Below are 16,256 nucleotides of genomic sequence, written 5' to 3'. Positions count from 1 at the left end.
CGCGATTGAGAACCAGAATGATCCATTTTAATTTGAACAATATCCGGTTTATCCAATAAAAATCACCTCACCAATTATTTGATGAGGCAATCATAACTTGAATTAAATTATTTTTGAAGTCGGTCAGTTATTTACTGCTTACATACCTTCAACTACTACCCTTCACTATAAAAAAGTAAATTAAAAAAGCCAGCTGGCCTAATTCCAACACAGCAATCAAATCACTCACTGTGTTAGAATCGCGCCAACTAACTTTCCTATTTAGTCGTATCGGTAGGTACCTCTTCGATTAATGTTTGGTCACCAGTAACTGCTTTATCTGGTAAGGCATCCACGTTTGCGAACATTTCGATATGTTGATGTAAATTGATGAAAGTCATTGGTGCATCTCCGCCGTACTCACCATCAAGATTAATCATCATCCGCTCTTTATTTTCAGAGCGAGCAACTAATTTATGCGTTTTTGTATAAATAATTCGCTTATCATCGATGTGTCGGCCACCGTTTAGTGCCAGCGCCATTAAATGAATTAATTCCACCATATTCGCCGTTTTAACGATAATCAAAGAAAAACGACCATCATCTAGCGACACATCTGGTGCAACTTGTTCAAAGCCACCAACTGAATTAGTTAAACCAAGCAAGAACATGGAGGCCTTCCCCTCATAAACGCCACCATCGTATTCCAAATGCATTGGCACTGGTTTAATTTGCGGTAACATTTTCGCACCTTCAATTAAGTAAGCCAGGTAACCAAAGATTGATTTAGTTTCTGACGGAACATCATAAGTTAGCTCAGTTAAAAAGCCACCACCAGCAATATTCATGAAGTACTGATCATTCGCCTGACCAATATCCATTTTTATGGTTTGATTTTTTAAGACTACTTTTGCTGCTTCAACCGGATCTTCACGGGGAATTTTGAGAGCGCGGGCATAATCATTAGTTGTTCCGGCCGGAATAATCGCCATTTTAGGACGTCGTTTTAAACCAGCAATGCCATTGACAACTTCATTAATTGTGCCATCACCACCAGCAGCAACCACTAAGTCAAATCCTTCTTTGGCCGCTCGCGTTGCTTCATCACGTGCAGAATTAGGTTTTGGCGTCGTGGCGTAAGCACTTGTCTCATAACCGTCCGCTTCAAAAATACCTAAAATATCAATCATGCTACGTTTTAAACTTTCATGCCCTGCGGAAGGGTTATAAATAATTCGTGCTCGCTGCTGCATCTTAAGTCCTCTTTTCATTATTTTTCTTTAGGAATAGCCTGAAACTATTTTCGTTAGTATTCGCCAATGCAAATAGTTTAAACGTACTAAAAAAGTAGCCTACTACACTTGGCCCTGATTTCAACTACGAGATTACACGTAGTTTGATCAATATTACTTGCAGATCGAGCTCTAGGCTGAGCACCTTTTTTACGACTTTCTAGTGTTTCTTTAATTCGCTAATTAACAGTTGGTTAACCACTTTAGGATTAGCCTGACCGTGAGTTTGTTTCATAATTTGACCCACTAAGAAACCAATGGCCCGATCCTTACCATTTTTAAAGTCATCAATCGACTGACTATTATTATCTAAAACTTCGGTAATCATTGGCAATAATTTGGCAGGATCAGATAATTGTACCATGCCCTTATCTTCAACCCATTGTTTCGGTTCCGTACCATTAGTAATCGTTTCTTTGAAGACTTTCTTAGCAATTCTTGACGAAATTGTTCCGTCAGTGATCAAGTTAATCATCGTTGCTAAGTTTTCTGGCGTTAGCTTAGTCTCTTGTAAATCTAATTTTTGGGCGTTCATGTAGGCACTAACTTCACCCTGTAACCAGTTAGAAACTAATTTTGCATCAGCGTCTTGTTTAACTGTATCCTCAAAGAAATTGGCCATCTCTAACGTTGAAGTCAAAACTTGTGCGTCATTTTCGGTTAAACCAAAATCGTTAATGTACCGTTTCCGGCGTTCGTGAGGCATTTCTGGAATCGAAGCACGCACTTCATCAATCCACTTGTCGCTAATTTGCAACGGTGGAATATCTGGTTCAGGGAAGTAACGGTAATCATCGGAACCTTCCTTAATTCGCTGTAACACGGTTTCACCAGTATTTTCGTTAAAGCCCCGTGTTTCCTGACGAATTTGCCCGCCAGAAAGCAAGATTTGTGCTTGGCGTTTTTCTTCGTATTCTAAGCCTTTACGCAAATAAGTAAATGAATTAATGTTCTTCAATTCAGTTTTAACACCGTATTCCTTTTGACCAATTGGTCGCAGTGAAATATTGGCGTCAACTCGCAAAGAACCTTCTTCCATCTTAACGTCAGAAACACCAGTAAACTGGATGACTTGCCGTAAGGTTTCCATGTATTCATAGGCCTCTTCTGGTGTTGTCATATCAGGTTTCGATACAATTTCAATCAGCGGTGTTCCCTGCCGGTTTAAATCAACGTAAGAATATTGACCAGTATGGGTGTTTTTACCAGCATCTTCTTCTAAATGAAGTTCTTCAATCCCGATTTTTTTCGTTGTACCGTTACTCAAATGAACTTCAACCCAGCCATCATGACCAATGGGTTGCTCAAACTGCGTCACTTGGTAAGCCTTAGGATTATCAGGGTAAAAATAGTTTTTCCGGTCAAAGTGGTTGTCCTGGGCAATCGTTGCGTTTAATGCTAAAGCAGCGCGCATTCCGAAATCAACGGCACCTTTATTAACCTTAGGTAAAACACCAGGATAGCCCCAATCAATGACGTTAGTGTTCATGTTAGGAGTATCACCGAACTCATTAGCCGATGGACTGAACATTTTTGACTTTGTCTTTAATTCGACGTGGACTTCAAGTCCAATTGTTGTCTCAAAATTCACTAGTTGTTACCTCCCAACGTTGGTGTTTCTTTATGGAAATCAGTTGCTTGTTCAAAAGCATAGCCGGCTTGATAAATCGTTTGCTCATCAAAGGCCTTACCAATTAATTGCATCCCAATTGGTAAACCAGCCGCAAATCCTGCTGGTAATGATAGACCAGGTAGCCCAGCCATGTTGACTGGCACACTCAAAACATCCCCGGCGTACATTGTCAATGGATCAGAAACATCTTCACCAATTCCGTAAGCTGTTGTTGGCGCAACAGGTCCCATAATTAAATCATAATCAGCAAAAACATTAGCAAAGTCTTGTTTCATCAAAGTCCGTACTTGAGCGGCTTTCTTGAAGTAAGCATCATAATAGCCGGCAGATAATGAATACATTCCTAACATAATTCGCCGTTTAACTTCTGGACCAAAGCCTTCCGTTCGCGAACGAACATAGACATCGTTTAAGTTCTTAACGTCTGTTGCCCGAACACCATAACGAATACCATCAAAGCGCTGTAAGTTAGATGAAGCCTCCGATGAAGAAATAATGTAGTAAGCTGCAACACCATACTTACTGTGTGGCAACGAAACTTCTTCAACTGTTGCACCAAGCTCACGGAACTTATCTGCAGCGGCCAAAATTGCGGCCTTAACTTCTGGTTGAACGCCTTCACCAAGGTACTCTTTAGGCAAACCAATCTTAAGCCCTTTAACACCCTTAGCAATATTCGCAGTAAAATCTGGTACTTTCTTATTTACTGTCGTCCCATCATGTTCATCAAAACCAGCAATTGCCGCTAGGACAGTCGCGTTGTCTTTAACGCTACGTGTCATTGGGCCGATTTCATCAAGACTGGAACCAAAGGCAATCAAGCCCCAACGAGAAACGCGACCGTAAGTTGGCTTCATGCCAACAATTCCAGTAAATGAAGCTGGCTGCCGAATTGAGCCACCAGTATCAGAGCCAAAAGCAATTGGAACAATTCCGGCAGAAACTGCTGCTGCAGAACCACCAGAAGAACCACCAGGTACCTTGGTTAAATTCCACGGATTCTTGGTTGTCTTAAAAGCAGAATTTTCCGTTGATCCACCCATGGCAAATTCGTCCATATTGGTTTTACCAATCGGAACCATGTCGTGGGCGTAGATGTGTTCCATCACCGTTGCGTCATAGACTGGCACAAAATTTTCGAGAATTTTACTGGCAGCAGTCGTCCGTAAATCCTTCGTCATAATATTATCTTTAACCGCAACGGGAATTCCAGCTAAAAGATTAGCTGGGTCAATACCCTTTTCATCAATCGCTTTAGCCATTTCCAACGCTTTTTCTTCGTTCAACGTTAAAAAGGCGTCAACTTTTTTATCGGTTTCTTTTAAAGCCGTAATCGTTTGTTTAGTTAAATCATAACTAGTTAATTCTTTATTAACGAGTTGTGCGTGGATTTTGGTTAGATCATTTGTAAAATAGTTCATTCACCATCGTCCCCCTCGTTATCTAAAATTGCTGGCACCTTGATATAGCCATCTTCAGCGTCCGGTGCGTTTTTAAGTAAGGCTTCCCGTTCCTGTGGGTTAGCCGCAGCTGGAACATCTTCCCGTAATACATTAACGAGATCCACCACGTGTGTCATTGGTTCAACACCCTTTGTATCAACTTCTTGTAATTCATTGAACATATCCGTGATCTGACTTAATTGATCGGTAAATTGGCCAAGTTCTTCATCCGTAAAGGATAATCGAGCTAAATCCGCAACGTGCGTTACTTGTTCTTTACTAATTGCCAATTCTCTTGCCTCACTTTCATTTTTGGTTACGCCATTATTTTACCATAAAGTCGCTTGTTTGCGATAAGGACTACCAAACAAACGCGCGTAAAAATGGTTTTTAGCCACCTCAGTAACTACCAAACACGTGCGTATAGAAACTCTTTTGCCCAGAATCTCGAGCAACAAAGGATTGAATTCCTTCGAATGAACTAATCGTCACTTGAATTGGTACGTTACTAGGTAGATAATGCTCTGCCTCAGTAGCAATAAATTGGGTAAAACTCATAATTTCCGTTTGACTATAAAATTGAGTATTGATAGAAACGTTCATTCCCGCCAAAGTTCCATTATTATAGTGGGTTTGTGCCGTAACACCTGACAAATTCGGGAAGAAACTCTGGATTTGCGTCTTAAAGTTGTCAAAAGCGTCACTGTCACTACTATTACCGGACTTAGCACCACTTACAGCCGGTAGCGTATAGTTCTTCTGGTTCATACTATTCCAGCTACTAATCGTTTTACTACCATTTTTACTAGTCCCATTAGCAAAGAAAGTCCCGCCAACTAAGCTATCGTTGGGTGCTTGCTCGTATAGCGCAATTGTAATTGGTACTTTACTCATGCCACTTTTAGCCCGCATTCGTTTAACAACTTCGTTAGCCATCTTCTTTGCTTCGGCAACCATCTGCGCGTTGGAAATTTTTGTTTGGTAAGTTGGTCCGTACTGCTTTTTGGTATAGTAATCGATTTGATTCATACCTAAACCGATCGTTACACCACCAAGTGATAATTTACTTCCACTCTGTGTCATATAGTCCTGTTCTTCTAACTGTTGCAAATAAATTGGGTTCCGTTTATTAGCATCAGTTTGTCCATTACTAGCAGGGTTCAGTCCGTCTGGATTATCTTTTGATTTACGAGCCAACCAATTTGTGACGGTTGTTTTGTTCAAATACTGACCTTCTTGAAACACGTACTTATTAGTTGGAAATTGTTTTTTAGAGACCGTTAATAAGCCGCTCTCAAAGCTCTTCAAATTGTAACCATTTGTATTTTGATCCTCAGACAGACCACGTGATTTACTAGTCAGATACTTACCATTTCGAACAACACCTTGGTAATCACTGTCCGAAACCTGGCCAGTTGTTTGAACTGAGGATTTACTTTTGGTCCCACTACCGGAACCAAGCCCAGAAGACTGCAAATTACCGCAGCCAGCTAAAAAGATTAAACTACCAAATAACACTAAAAATGCTTTTGCTCGCTTCACCAGAAATGTTCCTCCTCAATTTCTTAAGTCTATTTTGCGTGACCGCAAAATCTTATTCTCGGATGATAGCCATTCTCCTAACGCGAAATCCGCGTACTCGAAACATGGCCCTCCTCAATTTCTTAAGTCTATTTTGCGTGACCGCAAAATCTTATTCTCGGATGATAGCCATTCTCCTAGTGCAAAATTTGCGCCCTGGAAACATGGTTCTCCGCACTAAATTCTACTATTTTTTTAAATTATTGCGCGGCCTTTAAATTTTCAGCCAAAGTTGCTTCATCCCAGATTGTAATCCCCAGGTTTTGCGCCTTGGTATATTTGCTACCAGGATCACTCCCGGCAATTACCAAATCAGTTTTTTTGGACACACTTCCGGTAACTTTAGCACCCAGATCTTCAAGCTGTGTTGCTAACGCCGAACGCTTATAATTTTCAAGTGTTCCGGTCAAGACAACTGTCTTACCACTAAACACAGTATCTTGCGCAACCTTCTTTGGTCCGAGATAAGTCATGTTGACGCCTGCGGCAATCAATTGTTTAATCAGTTCCTGCGCCTCTTTTGTCTGAAAATAAGTGTAAACACTGTTGGCAATAATTGTACCGGATGTGTCAATGGCGCTTAATTCTTCTTGATCACTTTGTTGTAATTTAGCCATCGTTTCAAAATGCTCAGCCAATAGGCGCGCCATTTTGGCCCCAACGTGGCGAATTCCCAGGCCATTAATTAAACGCTCAAGTGAGTTTTGTTTGCTTGCAACAATTGCATTTAACAAATTAGTGGCCGATTTATCCTGAAACTTATCCAAAGCAATCAATTGTTCATAAGTTAAATGATACAAGTCGGCAACGTCATGAACAAGTCCTTTAGTGTACAATTGTTGAATAATTTGCGGTCCTAAGCCATCAATATTCATGGCGTTACGTGACGCAAAATGGGTTAATTGTTCTTGAATTTGAGCAGGGCACATTGGATTAATGCAGCGCAAGGCAACTTCCTCATCCAAATGCTGTAACGGCTTACCACATGAAGGACAAGTCGTTGGGAGCTGATACGGTTTGCTCATTTCTGGCCGTAAGCTAAGGATAACTTCCGAAACTTCAGGAATAATGTCACCCGCCTTATGAATCAGAACAGTATCATCTTCACGGATATCCTTTTCCTTAATTAAGTCACCATTATGCAGGGTCGCTCGCGCGACAGTTGTCCCCGCTAATTGAACCGGGTCCATAACTGCGGTCGGAGTCACAACGCCCGTTCGGCCAACCGTCCATTCAATTTGGTGAATAACGGTTTGCGCCTCTTCTGGTGGAAATTTATAAGCAATTTCCCAACGCGGAACCTTAACTGTATTTCCCATTTGGCGTTGCAAGGCCAAATCATTTACCTTTAAGACAATTCCATCAATGCCGTAATCAAGCTCATCACGTTGTTTTTGGTACTGATCAATGTATTGAGAAACTTCATCCATCGTGTGGCAAACATGGTAATTGGAATTAACTTTAAAACCTAGCTCGGCCAAAGTTTTCAATGCCTCTGCTTGCGTTGTCACTTCCAGATCATCAAATGTCGTTAGGGTGTACAGCCAGGTGGACAACTGGCGACTGGCGGCCACCCGGGAGTCCAACTGGCGAAGACTGCCAGCTGCCGCATTACGTGGGTTAGCAAAATTTTCTTCACCATTAGCTTCCCGCCGGGCATTTAAATCAGCAAAAGCCTTTTTGGGCATGTAACATTCGCCGCGAACCTCAATAGAAACGGGCTTAGTTAGTCGTAACGGAATTGATGAAATTGTTTTTAAATTCTGCGTGATATCTTCGCCAATCGTTCCATTACCGCGTGTCGCGCCACGAACAAAAATACCATCCTCGTAAATCAACGAAATGGCCAAACCATCAATTTTTAACTCAACGTTATAATCAAAATCTGTTGGGTAGGCCTTTCTAAGTCGGCGATCAAAATCAGCTAACTCGGTTTTAGAAAAGACATCCCCCATTGAAAGCATCGGGCTATCATGGGCAACCTTATTAAAGCCGGGTAAAACCTGACCGCCAACCCGCTGCGTTGGTGAGTCTGGCGTAATAATGGATGGAAATTCATTTTCTAGCGTTTGCAAATCACGGTAATTTTCATCATAAACGTGATCTTCAACAACTGGTTTGTCCGCCGTATAATACGCACGACTCCAATCGTTTAAAGTGGTTCGCAGCTCAACTGCTGCATCACTTGCCTCTTGTTCTGAATACTGACTAATTGGTTTAATTAACGCCATAAGTCACGAATAGTAAACCTATTCGTGTCACCTCCCTTACTGGGTAACAACCTTCTCGATTGGTGCAAACGAAGCTAACAGACGCTTGATACCCTGTGATTTAAACGCAATATCAAGTTCGGTATCAGTACCACTGCCATTAACTTTAACGACCGTGCCTTCACCCCATTTACGGTGAGTTACCTTATCACCAGCCGTCCAACTGACACTATCAGCCCCAGTACCACTATTTTTAGCGACCGTAGCCCTCGATTGATAAGTCGTCGCCGTTGCCCGCGCATAACTATTATTTCGACGCATATTACTGAACGGTAACTTACTTTCAGTTAATTGGCTACCCGCAGTCCCATTTTCAAACTTCAATAAATCATCGCTAATTTCACCAACGAAGCGTGAGGCCGGATTACTCTGTGTTCGCCCGTATAACATTCGGGAATAAGCGTTGGTTAAATACAACTTTTTTTTAGCCCGCGTTATCCCAACATAGGCCAAACGACGCTCTTCTTCTAACTGATCATCTTCCAATAATGCCCGAGAAAGTGGGAAAATGCCTTCTTCCATCCCCATCATAAACACAACTGGAAATTCAAGCCCTTTGGCCGCGTGCAACGTCATTAAAGTAACTTCACTGCTCTCATCTTCAACGTCATCTTGATCAGAAACCAACGCCAGATCCGTCAAAAAATCAACAAAACGGTCACTGTCCGAATCTTCCTCCGGTTGATAAGAGTCATCAAACTCTTTGGTAACGGATAAGAATTCTTGAATATTTTCGACCCGGCCTTGAGCCTCTAAGGTTTTTTCTTTTTTTAATGCTTCTAAGTAACCGGACTGATCAAGCATTTCGTTCGTTAATTCCGTAACACTTAATTCATCCTTTTTTTCTTGGAGGCCAATCATTATCTTCGCAAACGTACTCAACGTTTTTCGTGGTCGGGCCGAAATGTTATCCGCTAAAGCCACGTTTTTCGCCGCATCTAGTAAGGACCAGCGATTATAATCAGCGAAGCCCCGCAATTTATCTAACGTTCCGGTACCAATTCCACGTTTAGGCGTATTAACTACCCGTTCAAAATCAATTGAATCCTCGGCGTTAACAATAACGCGCAAGTACGCCAAAATATCCTTAATTTCTTTACGATCATAGAACTTATGCCCGCCAATCATTTTATACGGAATGTTGGTCTTAACAAAACTCTCTTCAATTGTCCGTGATTGGGCGTTAGTTCGGTATAAAACAGCAAAATCCCCGTACTGATATTGCTTGGCTTCCATTTCTTCTTGAACCTTACTAACCACGAAATGAGCCTCGTCCTGCTCATTTTGGCCACGATAATAGGAAATTGGCTCGCCATCTGAATTTTCAGTCCACAGTTTCTTCGGTTCCCGATAAGTATTATTGTTGATCACTGCGTTAGCTGCCTGCAAAATAGTTTTAGTTGACCGATAATTTTGTTCAAGTAAAACAACTTTAGCGTCAGCGTAGTCTTTCTTAAAGTTCATAATATTTTCCATATTAGCGCCACGCCAACCGTAGATACTCTGGTCGGCATCACCGACAACACAAAGGTTACGGTATTTTTTTGCCAACAAGTTAACCAAGGTGTATTGTGCCTGGTTAGTATCCTGATATTCATCGACGTGGACGTACTTAAACTTAGTCTGATAGTAATCCAAGGTCTCCGGTGACTTCTGAAAAAGCTCCACCGTTAACATAATCAAATCATCAAAATCCAGCGCCTGGTTGGCTTCTAACTCATTTTGGTATGGTCCGTAACACTGGGCCACAATTTTTTCAAATGGTGAGCTAGCAGTGGCAGCAAAGGCTTTGGGCGTTTGTAATTCATTCTTGGCACCAGAAATTGCACTTAAAACGGAACGTGGTGTGAATTTTTTTGGATCAATATTTTGTTGCGTTAAAATTCGGCGCATTAAAATCGATTGTTCCCCAGGATCGGCGATGGTAAATGATCGGGCGTAACCACCTAATTTATCAATATCGCGACGTAAAATACGGACACATAATGCGTGAAAGGTTGATACCCAAACTGACTTTGCTCGTTCATCTAACAAACCCGCCACACGTTCGCGCATTTCGCGAGCCGCCTTATTGGTAAAAGTAATCGCCAAAATATGCCACGGCGCAACTGCCATCTCTTCAATTAAGTAAGCAATTCGGTGCGTGACAACCCGCGTTTTACCAGAACCAGCTCCCGCCATAATGAGGAGTGGGCCTTCAGTATATTCTACTGCCTCTTGCTGTTTGCCATTCATATTCTCCAACAAACTCATTTTGGACATACTAATTATTCAATCCCCTCTATTTATCTACTACATATTAGTGCACTGAAAATTAAGCACTGAACACTCAAATTCATCTCACTCATTATAGCAAATATCGCTTAAAACTTCTCTAAAGAATCCACTAAAATCCGCCAGTTAAGTACAATAAAAATAGAGTTAGGGCAAAATGTTTATTTTGCCCTAACTCTATTTTGCTTAACACTAACACCGAATAATTCATTGCATGAATTATTCGTCAATTTAGACCGGGTTTAAAAAATACCTTTATTGGCATTCTCCTGACCAATCTGATGAAAACGTGTCTGAAAAAGCAGATTCCTGCGGTTAGCTACGATCGCCAAATAATCCACTACGTGAATTATTCGTCAATCTAGGCTGCGATTCGGACTTTGTTTCATCTTAGTCCGATCGACATCGCTAGTAATCCTCAGAATCTGAACGCTTTTTCAAACTCTCTCTAGTCTTCTCCCAAGCCCACGCGATCAAAAATTGTATCAACGTTGCGCAAATGCCAGTGATAATCAAACGCATCATCTAAATCCTTGGCGTTTAATATTGAAGTGATTTTTGGATCAGCTTCAAGTAATGGTCGGAAGGCCTTCTTCTCATCCCACGCGAGGGCAGTCTTCGGTTGAACTAAATCATAAGCGGCCTCACGACTCATCCCGTTATCAATCAGCTTCAGCATTACCCGCTGACTATAAATCAGACCATAAGTCACATCCATATTTGAACGCATTTTTTCTGGAAAAACAGTTAGCGTTTCAATGATTTTACTAAAACGATGTAAAATATAATCTAATAATTCTGTTGTATCGGGAAGAATAATTCGTTCGGCTGAAGAATGTGAAATATCACGATCATGCCACAAACTAACATCTTCATAGGCCGTAATCATGTGCCCACGAATAACACGCGCTAATCCAGTAACGTTCTCAGAACCAATTGGATTACGTTTATGTGGCATAGCAGAAGAACCCTTTTGCCCCGCCGCGAAGAATTCTTCAACTTCATGAATTTCAGTTCGCTGAAGGGACCGAACCTCCGTCGCAAATTTTTCAACTGAAGTGGCAATGAGGGCCATTGTTGCAATGTATTCGGCGTGTAAATCACGTGGTAAAACCTGCGTTGAGATATCTTGCGCCCGAATACCGAGCTGTTTTGTTACGTAAGCCTCAATTTCAGGCGGAATATTAGCAAAGGTCCCAACTGCACCACTAATTTTACCAGCCTCAACACCAGCAGCAGCATGCTCGAAACGTTCACGATTGCGTTTCATTTCAGCGTACCACTGTGCCATTCGTAAACCAAAAGTAGTTGGTTCGGCGTGAACACCGTGCGTTCGACCCATCATGACGGTGTACTTGTAAGTTTTGGCCTGCTTAGCCAACACTGCAATAATGTGATCCAAATCCTCACGTAAAATTCTGTTAGCTTGTTTCATCAGGTAACCGTAAGCTGTATCCACAACGTCCGTCGAGGTTAAGCCGTAGTGAATCCACTTCTTTTCGGTTCCTAAACTCTCGGAGACATCCCGCGTAAAGGCAACAACATCATGCTTAGTCTTCTTTTCAATTTCAGCAATACGCTGCGTATCAAAAGTCGCATTTTGCCGAATCTTAACGGCATCTTCTTCAGGAATTTCACCGAGTTTTGCCCAAGCCTCATCAGCTAAAATTTCAACTTCAAGCCAAGCCTGATACTTATTCTGATCGGTCCAAATTTGTCCCATTTCTGGGCGAGTATAACGCGCTAGCATAATTAACCTCACTTTTTATTTGTCTAGTAACAAAAGAATCCCGATAATACTGCAGCATAACTATTATTTAATTGTCTCAGTTAACGTGTTTAAAGATTGCTCATCGCATTAACATAATTCTCAAGTACTTAGAGTCATGTCTTCTAAAAAAGTTCAGACACTTCCTAATTCCAAATCTCAGTGTCATAAATAGCTTCCAGCGTTTGCTTCAAATCTTGGGTCAAAATGGTGACGTGGCCAACCCGACTTTCTGCCTGACTACCATTAGCCAAGTAATAATAAAAATGCCAATTTGGTTTAATCATAACTTGCGTATAGGTTGCCTTCAGCAGGCGTTCTGGAATCGTAACGCTCACCGCTGGGCTAACCAACTGTGGCACTGGCAACGGCCAATTGCAAATTGCGCGGATATGTAATTCGTATTGAGAAACTTGGGTTGCCTCATTAAAAATGTTACCCGATGTATGGGGACAAGGGACAATTCGTTTAACGTAAAGTGTGCCGGAAGCCGTTAAGAAAAATTCGACCCCAAATACGCCAACGTAAGTAATACTTTGAGCCAACGTTTTAGCAATCCGTTCCACCTCGACGGTTGTTGCGGCGTCAATTCGAGCTGGCGTAATCGACTCAAATAAATGCCGACCATGATAAACATTCTCACAAACCGGTAGGGTAACAATATTTTGTTGTGCATCCTTAGCAACCATAACGGAAAGTTCTCGTTCAAAAGGTACCCAGGACTCTAAAATATATGTGCCGGTCGTAAGATAATCAGCACTTTTAGCAATATCATCTTCATTGTAGATCACCCGTTGAAATTGGCTGCCAATGCCCCGCTGAACGGGCTTCAAAACACAAGGGTAGCCAATTGAATCGACGGCTGCATAAACGTCATCTAACCCAACAATCGTAGCGTAAGGCGCAATGTTAATATTGTGTTCGTCCAAAAAGACCTTTTCTAGTTGCCGATCCTGCATGATCGATAATATATCAGTTTTTTGCGGCAAATAAACGTTTTGCAACAAATCAAGAGCCGTTGTATCGGTATTTTCGTATTCGTAAGTTAGTACCTCACAAAATTGAGCCAATTTTTGTAAATTAGTAACATCGCTCATATCACCAACTTCAGTGAAGTCCGCGACACTTGCCGCCGGGCTATTCATTTTATCGGTTAGGATGCCCACCCGAAAGCCCATTTTTTTGGCAGTTAAGGCCAAAAGTTTACTATTGGCGCCGCCGCCAATAATACCAATCGTACTACCAGGATAAATGATCGATTCCACATTCATTCACGATCCCTTTCTTTACTTATACTACTCATTATCCTCTTTTTTGCTTAAACCGTCATCTTCTTCTAACATTGCGACTCGCTGGCAAGAATAAGCGTTTAATTTTAGAGTATGCCGTGAACCATTCGTAATCAGATTTTTGCAATAAATCCAGAAAGTGCTAAAAAGTTCAGGCGAAGCTGTTAGTCTGCATTGTTAGCTTCTTGATCACTTTCAAAAACAACTTTACCATCTTTAAACGCCGTAATCTTGGCCAATGATTCTAACCGAATTTGTTTTTCGGCAATTAATTCATGACCACGTTGGAACGTTTTTTCAATCGCAATCCCAACACCATCAATTACCGCGCCGGCCTGTTCACAGATGTCAATTAAACCCGCAACTGCCTGTCCATTGGCCAAAAAGTCGTCAATGATTAAGACCTTATCTGTATCCGCCAAAAACTTCTTTGAAATTGCAATTTCGTTACTCACTTTTTTAGTGTAAGAATAAACCGTTGAAGTATACATATCATTCACCAGTGTGAGGCTCTTATGCTTACGGGCAAAGACCACCGGGACGTGCAACTGCAGGCCGGTCAAAATAGCCGGTGCAATCCCAGATGATTCCACCGTCAAAATCTTAGTAATCCCTTCACCACGGAATAAGCGAGCGAATTCCTCACCCATTTCAAACATTAAATCAGGATCAACTTGATGGTTTAAAAAGTTATCAACCTTTAAAACGTTCCCCTCTAACACCTTTCCATCTCGTTTAATCCGATCCTCAAGTAACTTCATTCAATACACCCCTTCTGTAATTAGATAAAAAAAGCGCCTTTTTACACTACAAGTAAAGAAGCGTCTTCACTTATAGTCCAGAATTTACGGTTCTGGGTAGAAACTTGTCTCCATTATTAGACATTTATATAAGTTTGCCGGAAAAAATTGCTTTTTAGATTGGCTTTACTTTAGCATAGTTATTTATGAATAACAACTGCGGCAAAGCCCCGTGAATTACTGATCATACTGCTCTAAATCGTACGTTTTAATCAGATTAATTAGCTTGGCCGGGTAGTCCGGATCAGTCGCATAACCGTCCTGCTTCAATGCTGCCGCCGCAGTACGATAATTAGTGGCACTAATGACGTGTTGATATTGATTCGTATTCCAGCTCGTCCCGTTAGCCAGTAACGCTGCGTGGGCTGCTAGTGACGCTTGATCGTTAGCGTAAATTTGAAAACGCCCGCGAATTTCTACCCACTGCCCGTTACGGTATTCTTTAGTTAACATCACTTTAGTCTGATTGGGATCAGTCCCTTTCACACCAAATAGATTATGGTAATTAGTCGCTAATTGGCTGGTACCCCAGTCCGACTCAAGAATTGCCTGGGCCAAAGTAATGCTTGGCAATACATGATAAGTTTGCTGTAGACGCTTTGCCTCAGGTGCCAATCTCTTAATAAAGGCTTGCCGGTTCCGCTGCACTTCGGCCTGGTTATTCGCATTTTGGTCGGCCACATCTACTCGTGCTTGCTCACCCAATAAACGTACCCCCGCCACCACTAAAAGTAGTGCGCAAAAGCAGCCCATAATAATTTGTGGTAATTTAATTGCTATTTTTTTGCGATTACGTCTTTTTTTCGCCACTATTCACCATTACTTTCTTAGCGAACCCAAGTTACCTTTTCGTAAAAATCAGCCTTTAAGGTCAATAATGTTTCAAAATCTAATAGAAATAAATATAGGTGCGCTCGATTTTCAAATTCTTCCCGCGTAGTTGGTAATGGTTGCCCGTCAAAATCACTCTGGATCTTGACAACAGTCTTTACCAAGTGCTTGGCCGCATTCGGTTTAGCAACTGTAGCGGCAGCCTTCTCCAGCAAAACCTCAACGTGTTCACTTTGAGCTAGTGGTAAATTGATCAAATCAAGGTTAGTTTGCATTTGCCGCAACATCTCGTATTGATTACGCCGCATTTCAAAATACGACCGGTAAAAATCATTTTCGATAAAAAGTTGGTTGTCCTGCTGCCGGTTCGACCACTCGCGGCCAGTTCGAATTGTATTCAATAAATGCCCCAGACGTGTCCAACTATCGGCGGAGGTCTCTTCGCCAGTAAATTGGGCCTGCATATTTTTTAAAATATTAGTTAAATCATCTTCTGTAAGTCGCTGAAAGCCTTTAATTTGTGATTGTAATGATGGCATAAATAAATTAAATACCAAGGCCACACCAACCCCAATTAACAATAACGCTAATTCGTTACTAATCCAGTGCCAACTATAACTTCGCTGCAAGAGAAAGTGCGTGACCAAAACGGCACTGACCACAATACCTTCTTGCAACTGTAACCGCATAGCTAAAGGGATAAAAATCAGTAGGAAGATACCATAGGCCCACGGATTAAATCCTAAAAATCGGAAACTTAAAGTTGCAATTAAAAACGCCAAAGCGGCCGAAACTATTCGTGAACCAGCTAAGCGAAATGAATATTTTGTTGTATTCTGAACACTTAAAATTGTTACAATTCCGGCCGTCGCCCAATAGGATAAATGAAACTCATAAGCAATAACCATTGCAATGACAGCCCCTAAGGCAGTTTTTATAGTTCGTAATCCAATTTGCATCTTTGCCACCCCTTCTATAATAGCTTAGCAAAGTCGGCCGCTAGATGCACCTAAAAAAAGAGGGTCTACACTTTCTGGTATTGGTGAATAACTAATACCGGTTTTTTGTCTGTTTTGAAAATCAGAAAAATAAAAAAG

At 41.5% G+C, this 16,256-nt stretch carries 12 protein-coding genes and 1 riboswitch; all 12 genes read right to left on the bottom strand.

All coding sequences use genetic code 11. From position 1 onward, the window contains the following. Positions 1-257: 257 nt before the first annotated feature. The 12 genes from EKM61_RS09525 to EKM61_RS09470 all read right to left on the bottom strand — a co-directional run bounded on the left by EKM61_RS09525 (position 258) and on the right by EKM61_RS09470 (position 16,118). Positions 258-1,232, bottom strand: coding sequence for a diacylglycerol kinase (locus tag EKM61_RS09525; RefSeq protein ID WP_068225437.1), 975 nt, complete (start codon positions 1,230-1,232; stop codon positions 258-260). Between the two features lie 199 nt (positions 1,233-1,431). Beyond that, a complete protein-coding gene (gatB, locus tag EKM61_RS09520; RefSeq protein WP_068225438.1) occupies positions 1,432-2,862 on the bottom strand; it encodes an Asp-tRNA(Asn)/Glu-tRNA(Gln) amidotransferase subunit GatB in 1,431 nt (476 codons plus the stop codon). Beyond that, on the bottom strand, positions 2,862-4,325 hold the full coding sequence (gene gatA, locus EKM61_RS09515; protein WP_068225439.1) for an Asp-tRNA(Asn)/Glu-tRNA(Gln) amidotransferase subunit GatA: 1,464 nt from the start codon (positions 4,323-4,325) through the stop codon (positions 2,862-2,864). Before gatA ends, gatB begins: the two co-directional genes overlap by 1 nt. Then, positions 4,322-4,636, bottom strand: a complete 315-nt coding sequence (gene gatC, locus EKM61_RS09510) for an Asp-tRNA(Asn)/Glu-tRNA(Gln) amidotransferase subunit GatC (RefSeq protein WP_068225440.1) — start codon at positions 4,634-4,636, stop codon at positions 4,322-4,324. The genes gatA and gatC overlap by 4 nt, the downstream gene beginning before the upstream one ends. Positions 4,637-4,745: 109 nt before the next feature. Continuing rightward, entirely contained in the window at positions 4,746-5,888 is a 1,143-nt protein-coding gene (locus EKM61_RS09505; protein WP_068225441.1) for a CamS family sex pheromone protein, read from the bottom strand. Positions 5,889-6,127: 239 nt separating this feature from the next. Further along, positions 6,128-8,158, bottom strand: a complete 2,031-nt coding sequence (gene ligA, locus EKM61_RS09500) for an NAD-dependent DNA ligase LigA (RefSeq protein WP_068225442.1) — start codon at positions 8,156-8,158, stop codon at positions 6,128-6,130. A gap of 36 nt (positions 8,159-8,194) precedes the next feature. After that, complete coding sequence (gene pcrA / locus EKM61_RS09495) at positions 8,195-10,459, bottom strand: DNA helicase PcrA (protein WP_068225443.1); 2,265 nt, start codon at positions 10,457-10,459, stop codon at positions 8,195-8,197. A 460-nt stretch (positions 10,460-10,919) separates the two neighbouring features. Further along, positions 10,920-12,221 (bottom strand): adenylosuccinate lyase, encoded by a 1,302-nt coding sequence (gene purB, locus EKM61_RS09490; protein ID WP_068225444.1) that lies wholly within the window; start codon positions 12,219-12,221, stop codon positions 10,920-10,922. 164 nt (positions 12,222-12,385) lie between these two features. Further along, positions 12,386-13,510 (bottom strand): 5-(carboxyamino)imidazole ribonucleotide synthase, encoded by a 1,125-nt coding sequence (locus EKM61_RS09485; protein ID WP_068225445.1) that lies wholly within the window; start codon positions 13,508-13,510, stop codon positions 12,386-12,388. A gap of 182 nt (positions 13,511-13,692) precedes the next feature. Then, complete coding sequence (locus EKM61_RS09480) at positions 13,693-14,289, bottom strand: xanthine phosphoribosyltransferase (protein ID WP_068225446.1); 597 nt, start codon at positions 14,287-14,289, stop codon at positions 13,693-13,695. Between the two features lie 53 nt (positions 14,290-14,342). Then, positions 14,343-14,441: riboswitch (purine riboswitch) on the bottom strand. A gap of 64 nt (positions 14,442-14,505) precedes the next feature. Then, entirely contained in the window at positions 14,506-15,138 is a 633-nt protein-coding gene (locus tag EKM61_RS09475) for a glycoside hydrolase family 73 protein (protein ID WP_068225447.1), read from the bottom strand. Between the two features lie 17 nt (positions 15,139-15,155). Next, complete coding sequence (locus EKM61_RS09470; protein ID WP_068225448.1) at positions 15,156-16,118, bottom strand: aromatic acid exporter family protein; 963 nt, start codon at positions 16,116-16,118, stop codon at positions 15,156-15,158. Positions 16,119-16,256: the final 138 nt, after the last annotated feature.

It is taken from the genome of Loigolactobacillus backii, assembly GCF_003946275.1.
Lineage (GTDB): Bacteria > Bacillota > Bacilli > Lactobacillales > Lactobacillaceae > Loigolactobacillus > Loigolactobacillus backii.
The sequence above is the reverse complement of the archived record's forward strand: the minus strand, read 5'-3'. Positions and strand labels throughout refer to the sequence as shown.

Coding starts and splice junctions, on each gene's coding strand:
- EKM61_RS09525 (WP_068225437.1), bottom strand. CDS start 1,232: ATGCAGCAGCGAGCACGAATTATTTATAACCCTTCCGCAGGGCATGAA.
- gatA (WP_068225439.1), bottom strand. CDS start 4,325: ATGAACTATTTTACAAATGATCTAACCAAAATCCACGCACAACTCGTT.
- ligA (WP_068225442.1), bottom strand. CDS start 8,158: ATGGCGTTAATTAAACCAATTAGTCAGTATTCAGAACAAGAGGCAAGT.
- pcrA (WP_068225443.1), bottom strand. CDS start 10,459: ATGTCCAAAATGAGTTTGTTGGAGAATATGAATGGCAAACAGCAAGAG.
- purB (WP_068225444.1), bottom strand. CDS start 12,221: ATGCTAGCGCGTTATACTCGCCCAGAAATGGGACAAATTTGGACCGAT.
- EKM61_RS09485 (WP_068225445.1), bottom strand. CDS start 13,510: ATGAATGTGGAATCGATCATTTATCCTGGTAGTACGATTGGTATTATT.
- EKM61_RS09480 (WP_068225446.1), bottom strand. CDS start 14,289: ATGAAGTTACTTGAGGATCGGATTAAACGAGATGGAAAGGTGTTAGAG.
- EKM61_RS09470 (WP_068225448.1), bottom strand. CDS start 16,118: ATGCAAATTGGATTACGAACTATAAAAACTGCCTTAGGGGCTGTCATT.